The 20,573-nt window shown below is 66.8% G+C and carries 14 protein-coding genes; 7 read left to right on the forward strand and 7 right to left on the reverse strand.

What is annotated here, in order from left to right; genetic code table 11:
- Positions 1-96: 96 nt before the first annotated feature.
- The 7 genes from CG716_RS07565 (at position 97) to CG716_RS07595 (ending at position 12,659) form a co-directional block, all read left to right on the forward strand.
- Entirely contained in the window at positions 97-2,241 is a 2,145-nt protein-coding gene (locus tag CG716_RS07565) for an acetyltransferase SucT (RefSeq protein ID WP_094478064.1), read from the forward strand.
- Positions 2,242-2,282: 41 nt separating this feature from the next.
- Positions 2,283-4,427, forward strand: coding sequence for a glycogen debranching protein GlgX (gene glgX / locus CG716_RS07570; protein ID WP_094478066.1), 2,145 nt, complete (start codon positions 2,283-2,285; stop codon positions 4,425-4,427).
- A gap of 17 nt (positions 4,428-4,444) precedes the next feature.
- The gene (gene treY / locus CG716_RS07575) at positions 4,445-6,742 is read left to right on the forward strand and encodes a malto-oligosyltrehalose synthase (protein WP_094478068.1); all 2,298 of its coding nucleotides are present in this window, start codon (positions 4,445-4,447) and stop codon (positions 6,740-6,742) included.
- On the forward strand, positions 6,735-8,468 hold the full coding sequence (treZ, locus tag CG716_RS07580) for a malto-oligosyltrehalose trehalohydrolase (protein WP_094478070.1): 1,734 nt from the start codon (positions 6,735-6,737) through the stop codon (positions 8,466-8,468). Before treY ends, treZ begins: the two co-directional genes overlap by 8 nt.
- 93 nt (positions 8,469-8,561) lie before the next feature.
- Positions 8,562-10,163: an iron uptake transporter permease EfeU gene (gene efeU, locus CG716_RS07585; protein ID WP_094478072.1), complete on the forward strand. Its 1,602-nt coding sequence runs from the start codon at positions 8,562-8,564 to the stop codon at positions 10,161-10,163.
- Positions 10,123-11,406, forward strand: coding sequence for an iron uptake system protein EfeO (gene efeO / locus CG716_RS07590; RefSeq protein ID WP_207760599.1), 1,284 nt, complete (start codon positions 10,123-10,125; stop codon positions 11,404-11,406). The genes efeU and efeO overlap by 41 nt, the downstream gene beginning before the upstream one ends.
- Positions 11,406-12,659 (forward strand): Dyp-type peroxidase, encoded by a 1,254-nt coding sequence (locus CG716_RS07595; RefSeq protein WP_094478074.1) that lies wholly within the window; start codon positions 11,406-11,408, stop codon positions 12,657-12,659. The genes efeO and CG716_RS07595 overlap by 1 nt, the downstream gene beginning before the upstream one ends.
- On the opposite strand, the gene ilvA is transcribed toward CG716_RS07595, so the two are convergent.
- From ilvA to CG716_RS07630, 7 genes are read right to left on the reverse strand one after another with little or no spacing between them, the layout of a single operon-like run.
- Positions 12,656-13,948: a threonine ammonia-lyase IlvA gene (gene ilvA, locus CG716_RS07600; protein WP_094478076.1), complete on the reverse strand. Its 1,293-nt coding sequence runs from the start codon at positions 13,946-13,948 to the stop codon at positions 12,656-12,658. The genes CG716_RS07595 and ilvA overlap by 4 nt on opposite strands.
- A 29-nt stretch (positions 13,949-13,977) precedes the next feature.
- Positions 13,978-14,415, reverse strand: a complete 438-nt coding sequence (locus tag CG716_RS07605; protein ID WP_094478078.1) for a nitroreductase family deazaflavin-dependent oxidoreductase — start codon at positions 14,413-14,415, stop codon at positions 13,978-13,980.
- A 5-nt stretch (positions 14,416-14,420) separates the two neighbouring features.
- Positions 14,421-15,092: a sirohydrochlorin chelatase gene (locus CG716_RS07610; protein WP_094478080.1), complete on the reverse strand. Its 672-nt coding sequence runs from the start codon at positions 15,090-15,092 to the stop codon at positions 14,421-14,423.
- Positions 15,089-16,234: a uroporphyrinogen-III synthase gene (locus CG716_RS07615; protein WP_094478082.1), complete on the reverse strand. Its 1,146-nt coding sequence runs from the start codon at positions 16,232-16,234 to the stop codon at positions 15,089-15,091. Before CG716_RS07615 ends, CG716_RS07610 begins: the two co-directional genes overlap by 4 nt.
- Complete coding sequence (gene nirD / locus CG716_RS07620; protein ID WP_094478084.1) at positions 16,206-16,571, reverse strand: nitrite reductase small subunit NirD; 366 nt, start codon at positions 16,569-16,571, stop codon at positions 16,206-16,208. The genes CG716_RS07615 and nirD overlap by 29 nt, the downstream gene beginning before the upstream one ends.
- 49 nt (positions 16,572-16,620) lie before the next feature.
- Positions 16,621-19,143: a nitrite reductase large subunit NirB gene (nirB, locus tag CG716_RS07625; RefSeq protein WP_094478086.1), complete on the reverse strand. Its 2,523-nt coding sequence runs from the start codon at positions 19,141-19,143 to the stop codon at positions 16,621-16,623.
- Positions 19,140-20,558 (reverse strand): nitrate/nitrite transporter, encoded by a 1,419-nt coding sequence (locus CG716_RS07630; protein ID WP_094478088.1) that lies wholly within the window; start codon positions 20,556-20,558, stop codon positions 19,140-19,142. Before CG716_RS07630 ends, nirB begins: the two co-directional genes overlap by 4 nt.
- Positions 20,559-20,573: the final 15 nt, after the last annotated feature.

Here is a 20,573-nt window from a genome sequence, read left to right on the forward strand (position 1 = left end):
GCTTGCGCGCGTTTGCTCCGCGCCGGTGCGGCGGCCGGACGGGCGGTTCGCTGGGGATGAGACGACCACCCGAGTTGGGTAAATTGAGTTCCGATCATGCTGACCCGTACCCCGACTCCGCCGGCACCAGCGAAGGATTCTCGGAAATCGGGGTTCTACCGCCATGATCTCGACGGTCTCCGCGGAGTCGCGATCGCCCTCGTGGCGGTGTTCCACGTGTGGTTCGGACGTGTCTCGGGCGGGGTCGACGTCTTCCTGGTGCTGTCCGGCTTCTTCTTCGGCGGTTCCCTGTTGCGCACCGCGCTGGATCCGGACTCCTCGCTCTCCCCCTGGCCAGAGATCCTTCGCCTGGTCCGGCGGCTGTTGCCCGCCCTCGTCGTCGTGCTTGCCGCCGGCGCCGCCCTGACCGTCCTGGTGCAGCCGCAGACCCGCTGGGAAACGTTTGCTGACCAGAGCCTCTCGAGCCTGGGTTACTACCAGAACTGGGAGCTGTCGGCGACGGCGTCGAACTATCTCCGCGCCGGTGAGGCCGTGAGTCCGCTGCAGCACATCTGGTCGATGTCCGTTCAGGGTCAGTTCTACATCTCGTTCCTCATCCTTATCTTCGGGTTTGCCTATCTGTTGCGCCGGCCGCTGGGCAAGCGACTGCGTGCGACTTTCGTGGCTTTGCTTGCCGCGCTGGCCGTCGCGTCATTCAGCTTTGCCGCCGTCATCCACGTCACCGATCAAATGGCCAACTACTACAACAGCTTCGCCCGCGCCTGGGAGTTGCTGCTCGGTGTTCTCGTCGGTGCGGCGGTGCCCCACGTGGGGTGGCCGATGTGGCTGCGCTCCGTGGTGGCCGCGGCCGGACTGGCCGCGATCGTCTCGTGCGGCGCCTTCATCGACGGGGTCAAAGAGTTTCCGGGTCCGTGGGCGCTGGTGCCGGTCGGCGCCACCGTGCTGGTGATCCTGGCGGCGGCCAACCGCCACGCCAGCCCGTCCACCCGGCACCGGCTGCCGCTGCCCAACCGGCTGCTGTCCGCCCGGCCGCTGGTGACGCTGGGGGCGATGGCGTACTCGCTGTACCTGTGGCATTGGCCGCTGTTGATCTTCTGGCTCGCGTACACCGACGGAACCCACGCCGGGTTCGTGGACGGCGCCGCCATCCTGGCTATCTCGGGTGTGCTGGCCTACCTGACCATGCGCTACGTCGAGGAGCCGCTGCGCTCCGGAGGGCGAGTGCCCGAGCCGAATCTGCAGCCGATCACGATCCCGTGGCGCGTCCGGCTGCGTCGCCCCACCATCGCGCTAGGCGCCACCGTGGGTCTGCTCGGCGTCGCGCTGACGGCAACGGCGTTCACCTGGCGCGAGCACGTCACCGTCCAGCGCGCGAATGGCAAGGAACTCGTCACCCTCTCGACCAGCAGCTATCCGGGAGCGCGGGCGCTGACCGATCACGCACGCGTGCCACAGCTGCCGGTGCGGCCCACTGTGCTGGAGGCACAGAACGACCTGCCCGAGTCGACCAACGACGGCTGTATCAGTGATTTCGGCAACACCGGTGTCATCAACTGCAGCTACGGGGACCTCACCGCCACCCGCACCATCGCACTGGCCGGCGGTTCGCACGCCGAGCACTGGATCACCGCCCTGGACGCGCTGGGCAAGATGCACCACTTCAAGGTCGTCACCTATCTGAAGATGGGCTGCCCGCTGACCACCGAGGAACTCCCGCTGGTCATGGGCGACAACCGCCCCTACCCCAACTGCCATCAGTGGAACCAGCGGGTGATGGCCAAACTGATCAACGACCACCCCAGCTTCGTGTTCACCACATCGACCCGGCCCTGGAACATCAAGCCCGGCGACGTGATGCCGTCTACCTATATCGGGATCTGGCAGACGTTGTCGGACAACAACATTCCAATTCTGGCGATGCGGGACACCCCGTGGCTGGTGCGCAACGGCCAGCCCTTCTTCCCGGCGGACTGTCTGGCCAAGGGCGGCGACGCGGTGTCATGCGGGATCAAACGTTCCGAGGTGCTTTCCGACTACAACCAGACACTGGATTTCCTGGCCCAATTCCCGCAGATGCGGGCGCTGGACCTCAGTGATGCGGTCTGCCGTCCCGACGTGTGTCGCGCGGTCGAGGGAAATGTCCTGGTCTACCACGATTCTCATCACATCTCCGCGACCTATATGCGCACGTTGATCCCCGAGCTGGGCAGACAGATGGGCGCGGCGACGGCGTGGTGGTGACATCCTGCGCATCCCGCGCGCGACGTCGATAAGGTCGAGAGATGTCGTCGAGCGAACCCGCACTGACCACGGTGTGGCCCGGCACCGCCTATCCGCTCGGTGCCACCTACGACGGTGCGGGTACCAATTTCTCGTTGTTCTCCGAAGTCGCCGACAAAGTCGAGCTCTGCCTGATCGCCAAGGACGGCAGGGAAACCCGCATTGACCTCGACGAGGTCGACGGGTTCGTCTGGCACGCCTATCTGCCGACCATCACGCCCGGCCAGCGGTACGGCTTCCGCGTGCACGGTCCGTGGGACCCCGCGGCCGGCCACCGCTGCGACCCCAGCAAGCTGCTGCTCGATCCGTACGGCAAGTCTTTCCACGGCGATTTCGACTTCGGCCAGGCGCTGTACTCCTACGACCTGGAGGCCGAGGATCTTGCCACCGGCGGCACCCCGCCGATGATCGACTCGCTGGGTCACACCATGACCAGCGTCGTCATCAACCCGTTCTTCCAGTGGGGCTCCGACCACGCCCCGCGGACGCCGTACAGCGAGACGATCATCTACGAGGCCCACGTCAAGGGCATGACCCAAACCCATCCCGGCATCCCCGAGGAGTTGCGCGGCACATACGCCGGGCTGGGCCACCCGGCGGTGATCGATCACCTCAAGTCGCTCAACGTCACCGCCATCGAGTTGATGCCGGTGCACCAGTTCATGCACGACCACCGGCTGCTCGATCTGGGATTGCGAAACTATTGGGGCTACAACACTTTCGGCTTCCTTGCTCCGCATTACCAGTACGCCGCCACCCAGCATGCCGGTGGCGCCGTGGCCGAATTCAAGAACATGGTGCGCTCATTCCACGACGCCGGCATCGAGGTGATCCTCGACGTGGTCTACAACCACACCGCCGAGGGCAACCATCTGGGGCCCACGGTCAACTTCCGGGGCATCGACAACGCCGCGTACTACCGGCTGATGGACGACGACCTGCGCCTCTACCGTGACTTCACCGGCACCGGCAACAGTCTCAACCCCCGGCATCCGCACACCTTGCAGCTGATCATGGATTCGCTGCGGTATTGGGTGCTGGAGATGCACGTCGACGGCTTTCGCTTCGACCTGGCCTCCACGCTGGCCCGCGAATTCTACGAAGTGGACCGGCTGTCCGCATTCTTCGACATCGTGCAGCAGGACCCGGTCATCAGCCAGGTCAAGCTGATCGCCGAGCCCTGGGACGTCGGCGAGGGCGGCTATCAGGTCGGCAACTTCCCTGGTCTGTGGACCGAGTGGAACGGCAAGTACCGCGACACCGTGCGCGACTACTGGCGCGGCGAGCCGGCCACCCTGGGCGAGTTCGCGTCCCGGCTCACCGGATCCTCCGACCTGTACGAAGCCACCGGCCGCAGGCCAGGCGCCAGCATCAATTTCGTCACCTGCCACGACGGCTTCACGTTGAACGACCTGGTGTCCTACAACGAGAAACATAACGAGGCCAACGGCGAAGACAACCGCGACGGCGAGAGCCACAACCGCTCGTGGAACTGCGGTGTGGAAGGGCCGACCGATGATCCGCAGATCCAGGCGTTGCGCCATCAGCAGATGCGCAACATCCTGGCCACCCTGATGCTGTCCCAGGGCACGCCCATGATCGCCCACGGTGACGAGATCGGCCGCACCCAGCAGGGCAACAACAACGTCTACTGCCAGGATTCTCCGCTGTCCTGGATGGACTGGACGTGCAAAGAGACCAACGCCGACGTGCTCGAGTTCACCAAGAAGGTGACCGCTCTTCGCAAGGCGCACCCCGTGTTTCGGCGGCGCCGGTTCTTCGACGGGGAGCCTATCCGCACCGGCGACCAGGTCCGTGACATCGCCTGGCTGACCCCCTCAGGCCAGGAGATGACACACAACGACTGGAATTCGGGTTTCAAGTTCGTGGGTGTGTTCCTCAACGGTGAAGCCATCCCCGAGCCCAATTCTCGAGGCGAACGCGTCATCGACGACTCGTTCCTGTTGTGTTTCAACGCCTATGCCAAGCCGATGGACTTCGTCGCACCCGACGGCGACTACGCCGAGCAGTGGACGGCCGTTCTGGACACCTCAGCCGCCCGCGGCGCCACCGAAGTCGTGGTGAAAGCCGGTGAGACGATCTCGGTGCCAGCTCGATCGGTTCTGGTGCTTCAAAAGAGCGGCTAGCGGGAACAGCCTCAGCTATGGCCTACCCGGTGCTGTCCACTTATCGCCTCCAACTACGCGGCGCCTCCGCGGGTGACGCGTTCACCTTCGCCGACGCCGAGAAGCTTCTCGACTATCTCGACGGTCTCGGCATCACGCACCTTTATCTGTCCCCCATTCTGACCGCGACTCCGGGCTCCACCCACGGCTACGACGTCACCGATCCGACCACCGTGTCCGACGAGCTCGGGGGCGCTGACGGCCTCGCCCAGCTGGCCGAGGCGGCCAAGGCGCGCGGACTCGGCCTTGTCGTCGACATCGTCCCCAACCACGTCGGAGTGGACCAACCCGAGCGCAACCCGTGGTGGTGGGACGTGCTGCGCCACGGGCGGCAGTCGGCCTATGCGACGTTCTTCGACATCGACTGGTCGGCCGATCCGGACGGCCGAATTCTGTTGCCGGTCTTGGGCTCTGATGACGACACCGCGGACCTTACGGTGGAGGGCGATACGCTGCGCCTCGGCAGCCTGGCCTTCCCGATCGCGCCGGGCACCGGTGAGGGCACCGGAGCCGACGTGCACGACCGTCAGCATTACAAGCTGATCGGCTGGCGTAACGGGGTCAACGGATACCGCCGGTTCTTCTCCATCACCTCACTGGCCGGCCTGCGGCAGGAAGACTCCGCGGTGTTCGAGACGTCGCACGCCGAGGTGGCCCGCTGGTTTCACGACGGGTTGGTGGACGGCGTGCGCATCGACCACCCCGACGGCCTGACCGACCCGACGGGATACCTCTGGAGGCTTCGCGAACTGATCGGGTCGCAGGCGTGGATCGTGATCGAGAAGATCCTCAGTGTCGGCGAACCGCTGGACCCGTCGCTGCCGATCGACGGCACCACCGGCTACGACGTCCTGCGTGAGGTCGGTGGCCTTTTCGTCGACCCCACCGGCGTGCAAGCCCTGACCGAACTCGTCGACGCAGCAGGGTTCGACTACTCCGGGGTACCTGATCTGCTGCACCAGTTGAAGATCGACGCAGCCACCATCACTTTGGCCAGTGAGCTGGCCCGGCTGTGCCGATCGATCGTGGGGGCGGTCGGCGCCGATCACCCGCAGCTACCCCATGCGGTGGCCGCGCTGCTGGCAGGCGTCGGCGTATACCGGTCGGACTATCTGAATCTGTCGGCGCTGCTGCCGGCCGCGATCGCACAGACGGTCGCCGCCGAGCCCACCCTGGCCGTGCCGCTGGAACTGGTGTCGGCCGCCCTCGTGTCGGCGGAGCCGGCAGCGCGACTGCAGCAGCTGTGCGGTGCGGTGACGGCGAAGGCAGTGGAGGACTGTCTCTTCTACCGCGACGCCAGACTGGTGTCGCTCAACGAAGTCGGCGGTGAACCGGAACACTTCGGTGTCAGCGCCGCGGAGTTCCATCGCAGTACCCACGTGCGCGGCCGGCTGTGGCCACGGACCATGACGACGCTGTCCACTCATGACACCAAGCGCGGTGAGGACGTACGGGCCCGGATCGGCGTGCTGTCGCAGGTGCCGTCGCTGTGGGCCGAATTCGTCACCAGCTGGCAGACCACCACGCCACCGCCTCATCCAGCGACCGCATTGTTCCTGTTGCAGAACATCTTCGGGGTGTGGCCGGCAGACGGTCAGGTGACCGAGGAGCTGCGCGCCCGGTTGCACGCCTACGCCGAAAAGGCGATTCGCGAAGCGGGCTGGCACACCTCCTGGAATGAGCCGGCCACCGACTTCGAGGATGCCGTCCACGCGTGGCTGGACGCCATCCTCGACGGCCCGGTTGCCACCGAGCTGACCGGGCTGGTGGTCCAGCTCGAACCCCATGCGCACGCAGACGCGCTGGGCCAGAAGCTGCTGGCGCTCACCGTCCCCGGCATTCCGGACGTCTACCAGGGCACCGAGTTGTGGGAGGACAGCCTCGTGGACCCGGATAATCGCAGGCCCATCGACTACGCCATGCGCGGTGCCGCACTGGAACGCTTGTCGCACCCCAAGATTCGGGTCGTGCGGGCGGCGCTGCACGCCCGGCGGGACCGCCCCGAAACGTTTCTGTCGGGCGAGTACCGGCCGGTGCTGGCCAACGGCGGCGCCGCACCGCACATAGTCGCGTTCCGTCGCGGCGACGATGTGCTCGTCGCGGTCACCCGCTGGACCGTGCGGCTACATCATGACGGCTGGGGGGACACGATTCTGCCGTTGCCGGAAGGCATCTGGACCGACCGGCTGACCGGCGCACGCTTCAGCGGCACAGCGCCGGCCGGTGTCCTGTTCGGCGAGCTGCCGGTCGTTCTGCTGGAGAGGTCCGATGCCTGAATTCGCGGTGTGGGCGCCCGAGCCCAAGCGGGTGCGTGTCGACGTCGAGGGGCGGCTGCACGAGATGACGGCCGACGACGCGGGCTGGTGGCGCGCCGCCGTGGACTGCGCGCCCAACGCCCGGTACGGCTTTGTCCTGGACGACGATCCGGCGGTGCTGCCCGACCCCCGATCGGCTCGCCAGCCTGACGGCGTGCACGCGCGGTCCCAACTCTGGGATGCCTCGGCGGTGCCGTGGGCGGATGACCAGTGGGCGGGCCGCTCGATCGAGGGCGCGGTGATCTACGAACTGCACACCGGAACGTTCACCGCGGAAGGCACGTTCGAGTCCGCCATCGAGAAGCTCGACTACCTGGTGGATCTCGGTGTCGACTTCGTCGAGCTGATGCCTGTCAACGCCTTCAACGGCACCTACGGCTGGGGGTACGACGGGGTGCTGTGGTACGCCGTGCACGAACCCTACGGCGGCCCTGATGGTTTGGTCCGGCTGATCGAGGCCTGCCACAATCGAGGTCTCGGGGTGCTGATCGATGCCGTGTTCAACCACTTCGGGCCGTCGGGCAACTATCTGCCGAAGTTCGGGCCCTACCTGTCGTCGGTGAGTAATCCGTGGGGCGAAGGCGTCAACCTGGCCGGGCCGCAAGCCGACGAGGTGCGCCGCTACATCATCGAGTGCGCACTGCGCTGGATGCGCGATTTCCACGCCGACGGCCTGCGGCTGGACGCCGTCCACGCTCTCGTCGACAACACCGCGATCAACATCCTCGAGGAACTGGCCGCCGAAACCGATGCGCTGTCCGCGGCGGCGGGGCGGCCGCTGTCGCTGATCGCCGAGAGCGACCTCAACGATCCACGGCTCATCACACCCCGCGACCGCGGCGGCTACGGGCTGACCGCACAGTGGGACGACGACATCCATCACGCCATCCACACCGCGGTGTCCGGCGAACATCAAGGCTATTACGCCGATTTCGGCTCGATGGCGACGCTGGCAACCACGCTGCGAAATGGGTTCTTCCACGCCGGCACCTACTCGTCGTTCCGGCACCGCAGGCACGGTCGCCCGCTGGACAAGTCGGCGCTCCCGGCCACCAAGCTGGTGGCGTACACCTGCACCCACGATCAGGTCGGCAACCGTGCGCTCGGCGACCGGCCGTCACAGAACCTGGACTACGGCCAGCTTGCCATCAAAGCCGCGCTCGCCCTCGGGTCGCCCTATACCGCAATGCTTTTCATGGGCGAGGAATGGGGTGCATCCACGCCGTTCCAGTTTTTCAGTTCGCATCCCGAACCGGAACTCGCCAGAGCCACCGCCGAGGGCCGCAAGGCAGAGTTCGCCGACCACGGCTGGGATGCCGACGACGTCCCCGATCCGCAAGACTCCCAGACGTTCCTGCGGTCCAAGCTCGACTGGGACGAGGTCGGCCAGGGCGAGCACGGCCGACTGCTGGCGTTCTACCGCGCGTTGATCGCGCTGCGCGGCACCGAGCCGGACATGACCGACCCATGGCTGGCCGACCTGATCATCGACTACGACGAGGACGAGCGCTGGATCGTGATGCGCCGCGGCCGTATTGCGATCGCCGCGAACCTCGGCCAGGCGCCGGTCACCGTGCCGGCCGGCGGCGACGTCGTGCTGGCTTGGGGTGAGCCGGCCGCCGAGTCGAGCCGGGCGACGCTACCCGCGCATTCCGTGGCGGTACTTCGGAGGTTTCCTGTCAAGTAACTGGGAATTTCGGGCAGAGATGGAAAGGCTGTCCTTAGTTAGCCTAGCCTCGCCGTAGCTCGGTTCTCTCCGGGCGTTCGGAGAGGAGTCGTTCTGCAGGGCATTTTCGTCGGGACATTTCTCATCGGTCTGCGCGAGGGCCTGGAAGCGACCCTGATCGTCAGCATCGTCGGCGCGTTCCTGAGACGGAACGGCCGCTCCATCCGTCCCATGATGGTGGGCGTCGGAGTCGCGGTCGGGTTGAGCATCGCCGTCGGCGTCGGCCTCGACGCGCTGTCCGCATCACTGCCGCAGCGCCAGCAGGAGATGCTCGAGACGGTGATCGGCGCGGTGGCCGTCGTCTTCGTCACCACGATGATCATCTGGATGAACCGCAACGCCCAGCACCTGAAGGGCGAACTGGAAAGCGAAGCCGCTCAGGCGATCAACACCGGCGGCTCGCTCGCCCTGGCGGTGATGGCATTCCTCGCAGTGCTCAAGGAGGGATTCGAGACCGCGGTCTTCCTGCTGGCTGCCGCGCAGGCAACGCATGAGAGCGGCTGGGCAGCATTGCTGGGTGCCCTCGCCGGCATCGCGGTCTCCATCGTCATCGGCATCGGTATCTACTTCGGCGGACTCAAACTCAACCTGGGCCGGTTCTTCCGGATCACCGGAGTGTTCCTGGTGTTCATCGCCGCGGGTCTGGTTCTCAGCGCATTGCGCACCGCCCACGAAGCCGGCTGGATCAACATCGGCCAGCAGCAGGTGTTCGATTTCTCCTCCTGGATGCCGGCCCGGTCGATGCTGGGCTCGCTGATCACCGGAATGTTCGGCATCCCCAGCGACCCCCGCCTCATCGAGGTCCTCGGCTGGCTGTTGTACGCGGTCCCGGTGTTGGTGGTGTTCCTCTGGCCGGCACGACTGGCCGCCTCCCCCATCGCCAGGCGCCGGCTACTGGCCTGTACCGCGGCCGGATTGGCCAGTGCCGCGGCGATACTCGCAGTCGCCGTGCCCGCACAGCACACCCCGACGCCGGGGTTGACTCGCACCGTCGGCACCGCGGACGGTGGTAGCGCCAGCGTGTCGCTGCAGCTCGACCGCGACGCCGCAACGCTGACCGTGGGCAACGCGGCACCCATCCCCCTGTCCTCGGCGGGCACCGGCACCGTCGGCAGTCTCCAAACCCAACTGTGGCAGGCCAAAGCGCCCGCCGACCCCGGCGTCAACACCAGTCCGGTATCGCTGGGACAGCTGGCCACCCTGTCCGGCGGCAGACTGCCCGTCGGCTTGAGCCCCACCCGCACGCCGGGCCCATTCCAGGCCGACTGGACCGCAACAACTTCGTATTCCGTTGCTAGCTATGGTAATTCATTGATCAGCGCCCAGGCTCAAAGCAACCGTGTAGCCGTCCTGCAGGGCGGTGGGCTGGCCACGACCAAGACCGTCAGCCTCGGCGGCCTCGGCGGTGACTGGAGCACCGCCACGGCCGACGACACCGCGGCCGCCACGGCGCTGGGCCACCTCGCGGTCGACCGCGCCGAGAGCGCGCTGTGGCGGCTATGGCTCCCGATCCTGCTGGCGGCCGCTGCGGCCGCCACGGCCGTGCTCGCGCTGCGCGCGGACCGAAGCTCTCCCACAAAAGAAGACACAAAAGAAGAAAGGCACCACCACAACCATGACCCTGCCGCGCACCCAGACCAGATCCGCGCCTCGTAGCCTGGCACTCTGCGCCCCCGCTCTCGTGGCGGCCGCCACGCTGAGCCTGTCCGGTTGCGGCTCACACAGCAACACCGCCACCAGCAGCGCCAGCAGTGCACCGGCGAGCAGCAGCGCCAACGGCATCAAGACTGTCAACGTGACACTGGCCAACGAATCCGGCAAGGACACCTGCACACTCGACACCAAGAGCGTCCCGGCCGGTCCGGTGACGTTCACCGTGACCAACAAGAGTGCGGCGGGAATCACCGAGATGGAGTTGCTGCAGGATCAGCGCATCGTCGGCGAGAAGGAGAATCTGGCGCCGGGCTTGGACCCGGTGTCGTTCACGGCCACCCTCGACGGCGGCGCCTACAAGGTGTACTGCCCCGGCGCCGCTTCCGAATACGTCGATCTCACCGTGACCGGACAGGCGCCGGCCGCCCCCACCGGAACCGTGCAGACGATCCTGGCCGACGGCACCAAGGCCTACGCCGCCTACGTCGTCGACCAGGTCAACCAACTCAACACCGCCGTCAAGGCGCTCGACGCAGCGGTTCAGTCGGGCAATGTGGAGCAGGCCAAGCAGGCCTACGCCAAGGCCCGCCCGTTCTACGAACGCGCTGAGTCCAGCGTCGAAGGGTTCGTGCTGCCGGGATTCGCCGTCGATGACAACGCCGGCAACCTCGACTACCTGATCGACATGCGCGAATCCACCCCGGTGGACGCCAAGGTCGGCTGGAAGGGATTCCACGCCATCGAGCGAGACCTCTGGCAGGGCGGTGATAATAAGACTGGGGCTATTACGCCCGCGACCAAGGCGCTGAGCACCGAACTGGTGGCCAACGTCGGCAAGCTCGACAACATCGTCCCGACCCTGCAGTACAAGCCGGAGGACCTGGCCAACGGTGCGGCGGACCTCATCGAGGAAGTCCAGAACACCAAGATCACCGGTGAGGAAGAGGCCTTCAGCCACATCGATCTGGTCGATTTCGCCGGCAATGTCGAAGGCGCGCAGCAGGCCTACGCGGCGCTGCGGCCCGGGCTGGAGAAGATCGACCCGGCTCTGGTGACCCAGCTGGACCAGCAGTTCCAGGCCGTGCTGACCACGCTCGACGGTTACCGGGACCCGTCGGCTCCCGGCGGCTTCAAGCTGTGGACGCCGCAACTGCAGGCCACCGATGCACCGAAGCTGACTGCGGTGATCCAGCCGCTGCACGAGAGCCTCTCGACGGTCGCACAGAAGGTGGTGTCAGCGGGCTGATGTCCGAGTCGGAGATATCACGCCGCGGCGTGCTGTCCAGTGCCCTGTGGGCCGGGATCGGCGGGGTCGCTGTGGGTGCGGCTACCGGCGGTGGCGCCGCGTGGGCGATGGCCGCGTCGACGCCGCCCAGTGACGACCAGATCGACCTGTCCAGGAGCTATCCGTTCTACGGGCAGAATCACCAGGGCGGGGTGGCCACCGAACCGCAACGCAACGCGGTCTACATGACGTTCCGGTTCGCCGACTCCGCCGACCGGCACGCCCTGCAGAGCCTGCTCGCTCGCTGGTCGGCGGCGGCAGCCGTGCTGCAGCAGGGCAAGCCGATCGGTTCGGTGCAGCCCGGCGTCGAAGTGCAGCCGCCCACCGACACGGGTGAAGCGTTCGGGCTCAGCCCGGCCAGCCTCACCATCACCGTGGGGCTTGGCCCGTCGGTGTTCGGGCCGCGCTTCGGGCTGGCGTCGAAAAAGCCCGCGTTGTTCAGCGAACTGCCCACGCTCAACGGCGATTTCCTGGATCCCCGGCTGACCGGTGGCGACTTGAGCGTGCAAGCCTGCGCCGACGACCCGCAAGTCTGCTACCACGCTGTGCGCAATCTGGCCCGGCTGGGTCGCAGCATCGTTTCTCCGCACTGGGCGGTTCTGGGATTCGGCCGCGCCTCAGCAGGACCGGGCCAGAGCACTCCGCGAAACCTGTTGGGGTTCAAAGACGGAACCCGCAACATCAGCTCGCCCGCCGACTACGACCGGTTTGTCTGGATCAAAGGCGGCGATCAACCCTGGCTGGAGGGCGGCACCTACCAGGTGGCACGCAAAATCCGCCAGCTGTTGGAGACCTGGGACAGCGACCGGGTCGGCAACCAGCAGCAGATCATCGGACGGCACAAGGAATCCGGCGCCCCGCTGACCGGCTCAGCCGAATTCGACACCCCTGATTTCGGCGCCAAGAGCGGTGCCGGCGATCCGGTCATCGACCCGTTGTCCCATGTCGCGCTGGCCGCGCACGAGAACAACGGCGGCATCATGATCCGCCGGCGTTCCTACAACTACACCGACGGGCTCGACCCCACCGGCCAGCTCAACGCCGGACTGCTGTTCATCTCCTACCAGAACGATCCGCGGCACTTCATCGACATCCAAAACCGGCTTGGCGCACACGATTTACTCAACGAGTACATCCGCCACATCGGCTCGGCGATCTTCGCGGTGCCGCCTGCCCCCGAAGAGGGGCACTACCTGGCGCAGGGACTGTTCTAGGTCAGATACCGGTAGGCCGGCGAGCCGGGCTCCAACGCCTCGACATGAAGGCCCGAGGCTGCCATCCGAGCCAGCAGCCCCTCGAGGCCGGTGGCTGCGCCGAGTTCGACACCCACCAGCGCAGCACCGGTTTCGCGGTTGTTGCGCTTGACGTATTCGAACAGCGTGATGTCGTCATTGGGCCCGAGCACCTCGTCGAGAAACCGGCGCAGCGCGCCGGGCTCCTGCGGGAAGTCGACCAGGAAATAGTGCTTGAGACCCAGGTGGACCAGGGAGCGCTCGAGCACCTCGCCGTAGCGCGACACATCGTTGTTGCCACCGGAGATCAGACACACCACCGTCGCTCCCGGTTCGACGCCGGCTTCCAGCAGTCCGGCGACGGACAGCGCCCCAGCGGGCTCGGCGATGATGCCCTCGTTCTGGTACAGGTCGAGCATCGCGCTGCAGACCGCACCCTCGTCGACGGTCGTGACCGAGACCATGTCCCCTGCCGCGGCCAGCGCCCGATACGGCAGCGCACCGATCTGCCTGACCGCAGCGCCGTCGACGAACTGGTCGACGTTCTCGATCGCGACCGGTCCGCCGGCGGCCAGCGCCGCGATCATCGACGCCGCGCCGGCCGGTTCGACGCCAAGGATCGCGGTATTCGTCGTCCGCTCGGCCAGATACGTGGTGATCCCGGAGATACAACCGCCGCCGCCGACCGGGACGACCACCAGGTCCGGCTCGGTGTCGAGCTGCTCGAGGATCTCAACGGCGATGGTGCCCTGCCCGGCCATGGTCCGCAGATCATCGAACGGTGGAACCAGCGTGGCGCCGGTGCGGGCGACGTCGTCGAGTGCGGCATCGGCGGCCAGGTCGTAGGTGGACCCGCCGACGATCAGCTCGATGAATTCACCGCCGTGATAGCGGATGCGGTCACGCTTCTGCTTGGGGGTCTTGGCCGGCACGTACACCCGGCCGTGCACTCCCATCGAGCGGCAGGCCAGCGCAAACCCCTGCGCATGGTTACCGGCCGACGAGCACACCACCCCGGCGGACAATTCGTCGGCGGAAAGCTGCTTGAGCAGGTTGTACGCGCCGCGGATCTTGTAGGACCGCACACTCTGCAGGTCCTCACGCTTGAGGAACACCTCGGCGCCGGTGGCCTGCGAGAGCCGGTCGCTGTACTGGAGCGGGCTCTGGCTGACCACATCCGAAATTCGCCGGGCAGCCTCATCGATGTCAGCCGCCGAGATGGGGGTGGTCAGCGGCGTCCTTCGAGAATCCTGGCTCAGTTCGGCGGACACCGATCAATGGTGCCACCGCGAGGGCCGAATCAGTGAATCGGGGTGAGCACGAACACCGGGATCTGGCGGTCGGTTTTCTGCTGGTATTCGGCGTAGTCGGGCCAGGCCTCGACCGCGCGCTCCCACCAGGTGGCCTTCTCGTCGCCGAAGACCTCGCGGGCCTCGTACTCGCCGTTGACCGCGCCGTCCTGCAGTTCTACCCGCGGATGGGCCTTCACGTTGTAGTACCAGACCGGGTGCTTCGGCGCGCCGCCGAGCGAGGCCACCACGGCGTACTCGCCGCCGTGTTCGACCCGCATCAGCGGTGTCTTGCGAACCTTGCCGGTCTTGGCCCCGATGGTGGTCAGCAGGATGACAGCCTTGCCCTTGAGCTCGGTGCCCTCGGTCCCACCCGACGACATGATCAGCTCGGCGTTCTCGCGCGCCCAGTCTGAGGTACTGGGTTCGTAATCTCCGGTCAGCGGCATGCTGCCTAGCGTATGCCGACCGGCGCGGTGAAGCGATGGGCCAGCAGCGCCACCAGATCGGGATGCGCCCCCAGCGGCTCGGTGACGGCGTGCGCGCCGCAATGGCCGAGTTTGGTGTGGAACACCCCGGGTGCGAGCAGGTAGGAGGCGATGAACACCCGCCGCCTGGGATCGTTGACGCGAGCGACCACGTCGGCGACGCCTGGCGCGCCGGTCGCGACGAAACCCAGGTGCACTTCGCCAACCAGCTCGGCCAGCAGTTCGGCCGCGTGGACCAGTTCTGCGCGGGCCGCCGGATCCGACGAGCCGGCCGCAGCCATCACGACCGGATCACCAGGTGTCCAGCCGGCTTCGGCGAGCCGGCCGCGCATGATCTCGGCCAGGATCGGGTCGGGCCCCAGCGCGGGCGTGATCGTCACGTCGGTGTGCCCGCTTTCGGCCACCCGGGCCGGCAGGTCGGCGTTGACGTGGTAGCCGGACGCGAGGAACGCGGGTACGACGACAACCGAGTTCGCCGTGTTCTCCAGCACCTCACGGGGATTGGGCCCGAGGACGTCGACGAAAGCGGTGCGCACGGTGCCGACATGCCCGGCGACAGCTGAGGCGATCTCGGTGATGGTGGCCAGCCCCAAGGGGTTTCGGGTGCCGTGGGCGACCAGGATCAGTTCTGGTGTCATGTCGCCGCCGGGTCCAGTGCCAGCCGGTAGCCGCGTTTGACCACCGTCTGGACCACACGGGGAGCAGCCAGCGCCGAGCGCAGCCGCGCCATCGCGGTCTCCACCGCGTGGGTGTCATCGCCGCCGCCGGGAAGTTCGGCCAGCAGTTCTTCGCGCGTCACCACCAGACCGGGCGCCACCAGCAGCCGGCGCAGCAGGGCCATCGCGGCGGGTGGCAACACCTTCAGTTCCCCGTCTACCTCGACGCTGGCGCTGCGCACAGTGATGTCGTGCCCGCCTGCGCGGTATTTTCTTGCCAGGCTGGGCAATTCGTCGGTGATCAGCCGGGCCAGGGCGCCGAGCCGGTAGCGCTGCGGATACCGGGCATCAATCCCCAGCCGGGTCAGCGGAGTCGCGGTCACCGGCCCGACGCAGAACACGGCCACGTTGTTGCGCATCGCGTGGATCAGACAATCCAGTGCGCCAAAGGATTTCGCGCGTTCGAGCACCGACGCGACGGCCGGCGCACTGGTGAAGCTGACGGCGTCGACATCGGAGTTGACGATCGCGCCGATCAGCTGGTCGATGCGACGTGAGTCGTCGGGCGGCTCCCAGCGGTATACCGGCACCTTGATCACCTGAGCACCCGCACGGGCGAGCGCCTCGCAGATATCGGTATCGGGCTCCCACTCACTGGCCGCGCCGTGCAGCTGCACCGCGATGCGCAGCTGATCCACCCCTTCGGACAGCACGCGTTCCAACACTTCCACCGACGACTCCGATTCCGGGCTCCACTCCTCGCAGAGTCCGGCCTGGCGGACCGCGCCGCGCGCCTTGGGCCCGCGAGCCAGGATGCGTGTCGACTCCAGGGCGGCGGTCAGCTCGTCGGAGACATCCCAGCCGTGCGCGGCCTCGACCCAACCGCGAAAGCCGATGCCGGTGGTCACCACGACCAGGTCGGGTGGCTCGTCGATCAGGTGCGTGGTCACCCGGCGCAGCTCTACGTCGTCGACGAGAGGCACGATCCGGATCGCCGGCGCGTGGACGACGGCGGCACCGCGACGCTCCAGGAGCGTGATGAGTTCTTCAGCCCGGCGCGCGGCGGTCACCCCGACGGTGAAGCCGGCCAACGGGTCAGCGACTTCTGATCTGGACGAATCCATCGACCACCCTGACGTCGTAGACCGGCAGTGCGTGTGACTCGTCGTCGAGGCACCGACCGTCGACAAGGGAGAACACCTGCTTGAGCAAGGGCGAGGCCACGGTCGGCTCACCGCGCCGATCCCCGACGATTCCGCGCGACATCACCGCGGCCCGGCCGAAGGGGTCGATATTGCCTACCGCGGCCAGCGTGCCGTCGGCCAGCTTGAACAGGGCAGCCTGGGCACCGTCGGGCAGCAACACCGCCACACCCCGTCCGGCGAGCAGCGAACGCAGCTCGCACGCGGGCGTCCAGACATCCAGGTCGAGCCCGGCGCTTCTATCCGCGAGAACCGTCATGATTTCAAGCCTCCAAAGCCCTTGATAGAGCGGTCATGTTTCGCAACTGTTACGGACGGCTTTCGGCCGCGTTGACGCTGCTCGGCATACCCAGCAGCAGCGGCACCTTCCGCGGCCCGCTCTCGTCGAAGGCCACGGTCGGATCCGGCTGATCGGGAGCGTTCACGAAGGATACAAAGCGCGACAGTTTGTCCTGGTCGTTGAGCACCCCGGCCCATTCGTCGGAGTACCCCTCGACATGCCGGCCCATCGCGGCGTCCAGGTCGTCGGCGATGCCCAACGAGTCCCCGCAGACCACGTCCCTGATGTGATCGAGTCCACCCTCAATGGTCTCCTGCCACACCGCGGTGCGCTGCAGGCGATCCGCGGTGCGGATGTAGAACATCAGGTAGCGGTCGATGTAGCGGACCAGGGTTTCGGAGTCGACGTCGCCGGCCAGCAGCTGGGCGTGCTTGGGGGTGGCGCCGCCGTTACCGCCGACGTAGAGGTTCCAGCCCTTCTCGGTGGCGATCACGCCGACGTCCTTGCCGCGAGCCTCCGCGCATTCGCGCTGGCACCCCGACACACCCATCTTGATCTTGTGCGGCGAACGCAGACCGCGATAGCGCAATTCGAGATCGACGGCCATGGCCACCGAGTCCTGCACGCCATAGCGGCACCAGATCGAGCCCACACAGCTCTTGACCGTGCGCAACGACTTGCCGTACGCGTGGCCCGATTCCATGCCGGCGTCGACCAGCCGCTTCCAGATCAGCGGCAGCTGCTCGACGCGGGCACCGAACAGGTCGATGCGCTGGCCGCCGGTGATCTTGGTGTAGAGGTTGAAATCCCTTGCCACTTCGGCGATCACCATCAGTTTCTCCGGCGAGACCTCACCGCCGGGCAGCCGCGGGACGACCGAATAGGTGCCGTTGCGCTGGATGTTGGCCAGGAAGTGGTCGTTGGTGTCCTGCAGGCCGGCCGTCTCGTCGTCGAGGATGTGATCGGATGAGGTTGACGCCAGGATCGAGGCCACGACGGGTTTGCAGATATCGCAACCCGTCCCGGTGCCGTACGCGCCGATCAGCCCCGAAAACGTGCGGATGCCGGTCGAGGCGACGATCTGGAACAGCTCGGCACGGGTCTGCTCGAAATGCTCACAGAGCGCCTTGGACATCGACACGCCCTGCGCTTCGAGCAGGCGCTTGAGCATCGGAATGCAACTGCCGCAAGAGGTTCCGGCCGCAGTCGCACACTTGATCGCCGGTACGTCGTGTGCGCCGCCTGCGATGGCGCTGCAGATGCCGTGTTTGGTCACCGCGTTACACGAGCAGATCTGGGCATCGTCGGGCAGGGCTCCCACACCGACTTCGGCGCCGGCCGGTGAGATCAGTGACGCGGGGTCGGCGGGCAGCGGACGGCCGACCAGCGGGCGCAGGGTGGCGTACGCGGTGGCGTCGCCGACCAGGATTCCGCCCAGCAGGGTCGAAACATCATCGGAGACCACGAGTTTGGCGTAGGTGCCCTTGGCGGCGTCGTTGAGCACGACTTCCAGCGCCCCGGGGGTGCTGGCGTGTGCGTCGCCGAAGCTCGCGACATCCACGCCGAGCAGCTTGAGTTTGGTGGACAGATCGGCACCGGGGAATTCGGCGGTGCCACCAAGCAGCCGGTCGGCCACCACCTCGGCCATGCTGTAGCCGGGCGCGACCAGGCCGTAGCAGCGGCCTTCGACAGCGGCGACCTCACCGATGGCGAATACGCGCGGATCTTCGGTGGTGCAGCTGATATCGGTCATCACCCCGCCGCGTTCGGCGATCGGCAGGCCACATTCACGGGCCAGCTCGTCGCGGGGGCGCACGCCCGCGGAGAACACCAGCATCGCGGCGTCGAGCTGTTCGCCGTTGGACAGCGACACGGTGATCCCGTCACCGGTGTCGACGATATCGGTGGACGCCACGTCGGTGTGCACCGTGATGCCGAGTTCGGTGATCAGCCGGTTCAGGAGCGCCCCGCCGCCGTCGTCGACCTGGATGGGCATCAGGCGCGGGGACCGTTCCATCACATGCGGAGTCATGCCGAGCATGCGCAGCGCGTTGGCGGCTTCGAGACCCAGCAGGCCACCACCGACGACGATGCCGACAGCGCCGGTGCCGGCTGCCGAAGCCGTCGCGCGGATGGCGTCCAGGTCCTCCAGTGTGCGGTAGACGAAGCAGCGGCTCAGGTCGCTGCCGGGGATCGGCGGCACGAACGGGTAGGAGCCGGTCGCCAGCACCACCGCGTCGTAGCCGATCCGCTCCCCCGTCGACGTGATGACCTCACGCGCGGACCGGTCGATCGCCGCGGCGGGCTTGCCGACCCGCAGATCCACCAGATCATCTCCGGCGTAATCGTTTCCGGACAGTGCCAGTCTCATGCGGTCCCAGCCATCGATGTAGGAGGACAATCCCACCCGGTCGTAGGCCGCCATGGGTTCCTCGCACAAGACGACCACCCGCCAGGAACCGTCGCGGTCACGGTCGCGCAGTGCCTCGACGAACCGGTGCCCGACCATTCCGTGGCCGACGACCACGACGGTGCGCGCCGCGGCGGTCATGCGGCGGCTGCGGCGCTGTCGACCGCGGGGACGTCGCTGGTGATCGCGCCGGCCTTCTTCGGGGTACGCACGTAGGCCACCCAGGTGATGGCCGCGCATAGCACGTAGAAGCCGAGGAAGACCCAGAACGCCATGGTCGCCGACTTCGCCGGCGACAAGTACGACGCCCGCAGTGCGATGTTGACGCCGACCCCGCCGAGGGCCCCGATGGCACCGGCGATTCCGATGAGCGCACCGGACATCCGCAGCGACCAGGCCCGCTGTTCGGCTGCGCTGAGCCCGTCCAGGCCGCACGATTTCGCCTCGAAGATCGACGGAATCATCTTGTACACCGAGCCATTGCCCATGCCGGACAGGATGAACAACGCGATGAAGCCGGCGATGACGGCGACATCGACGGTTCCCGCCGCAACCAGACCGCCGGCAGCGGCGATCATCGCACCGAAGGTGTACAGGGTGACCCGGCCGCCTCCGAAGCGGTCGGACAGCCAGCCGCCCAGCGGGCGGGACAGGGAGCCGAGAACCGGTCCGAGGAAGGCGATCTGGGCGGCATGTAGGGATGCTTGGGCGGTCATCGCGGCGGTGACGGGTCCGCCGTGCGACAGTCCGGCCAGGGCGTTGATCTGCAGGACTTGCCCGAAGGCGAAGCCGAATCCGATGAACGAGCCGAAAGTGCCGATGTAGAGCAGCGAGATCAGCCACGAATCACGGTATGCCAGAACGTCGATCAGCGATCGCGCGTCGCTGCGCTGATTGGTCAGGTTGTTCATGAAGAACGATGCGCCGACCGCCGCCAAAGCAATCAACACCAGGTAGGTGGCGCATACCAAATGCGGCGACCGGTTGCCAACCGTTGCGATGACCAGAAGCCCGACGAGCTGGATGACAGCGACACCGATGTTGCCGCCGCCGGCGTTGAGACCCAGCGCCCAGCCCTTGTACCGCTGCGGGTAGAAAGCATTGATATTGGTCATCGAGGAGGCGAAGTTTCCGCCGCCCAATCCGGCGAAACCGGCCACGATCAAGAACGTCGTGTACGAGGCGCCGGGGTGTGCCATGAAGTACAGCGTCAACGCGGTGGGGACCAGTAGTGCCAGCGCCGAGAAGATGGTCCAGTTGCGGCCGCCGAAGTGCGCGGTAGCGAACGTGTAGGGGATGCGCAGAACGGCGCCCACCAGGGTGGGAACGGCCACCAGGAAGAACTTGCCTGCCGCGTCGATGTGATAGACGTTTTGCGGCATGAACAACACCATCACCGACCAGATCGACCACACCGAGAATCCGACGTGCTCGGCGAAGATCGACCAGATCAGGTTGCGGCGTGCGATTGTCGAGCCACCGTTGTTCCAGGCGTCGACGTCCTCGGCGTCCCAGTCGTCGATGTCGTAACCACTGCGAGTGGATGAAGTCTGCATGCGCCAACGGTAGGA

It is taken from the genome of Mycolicibacterium sphagni (assembly GCF_002250655.1).
Classification (GTDB): Bacteria; Actinomycetota; Actinomycetes; order Mycobacteriales; family Mycobacteriaceae; genus Mycobacterium; species Mycobacterium sphagni.

Excerpts from the sequence above, each read along its gene's own strand:
- CG716_RS07565 (WP_094478064.1), top strand. The coding sequence starts at position 97 with ATGCTGACCCGTACCCCGACTCCGCCGGCACCAGCGAAGGATTCTCGG.
- glgX (WP_094478066.1), top strand. The coding sequence starts at position 2,283 with ATGTCGTCGAGCGAACCCGCACTGACCACGGTGTGGCCCGGCACCGCC.
- treY (WP_094478068.1), top strand. The coding sequence starts at position 4,445 with ATGGCCTACCCGGTGCTGTCCACTTATCGCCTCCAACTACGCGGCGCC.
- treZ (WP_094478070.1), top strand. The coding sequence starts at position 6,735 with ATGCCTGAATTCGCGGTGTGGGCGCCCGAGCCCAAGCGGGTGCGTGTC.
- efeO (WP_207760599.1), top strand. The coding sequence starts at position 10,123 with ATGACCCTGCCGCGCACCCAGACCAGATCCGCGCCTCGTAGCCTGGCA.
- CG716_RS07595 (WP_094478074.1), top strand. The coding sequence starts at position 11,406 with ATGTCCGAGTCGGAGATATCACGCCGCGGCGTGCTGTCCAGTGCCCTG.
- CG716_RS07605 (WP_094478078.1), bottom strand. The coding sequence starts at position 14,415 with ATGCCGCTGACCGGAGATTACGAACCCAGTACCTCAGACTGGGCGCGC.
- CG716_RS07610 (WP_094478080.1), bottom strand. The coding sequence starts at position 15,092 with ATGACACCAGAACTGATCCTGGTCGCCCACGGCACCCGAAACCCCTTG.
- CG716_RS07615 (WP_094478082.1), bottom strand. The coding sequence starts at position 16,234 with ATGGATTCGTCCAGATCAGAAGTCGCTGACCCGTTGGCCGGCTTCACC.
- nirD (WP_094478084.1), bottom strand. The coding sequence starts at position 16,571 with ATGACGGTTCTCGCGGATAGAAGCGCCGGGCTCGACCTGGATGTCTGG.
- nirB (WP_094478086.1), bottom strand. The coding sequence starts at position 19,143 with ATGACCGCCGCGGCGCGCACCGTCGTGGTCGTCGGCCACGGAATGGTC.
- CG716_RS07630 (WP_094478088.1), bottom strand. The coding sequence starts at position 20,558 with ATGCAGACTTCATCCACTCGCAGTGGTTACGACATCGACGACTGGGAC.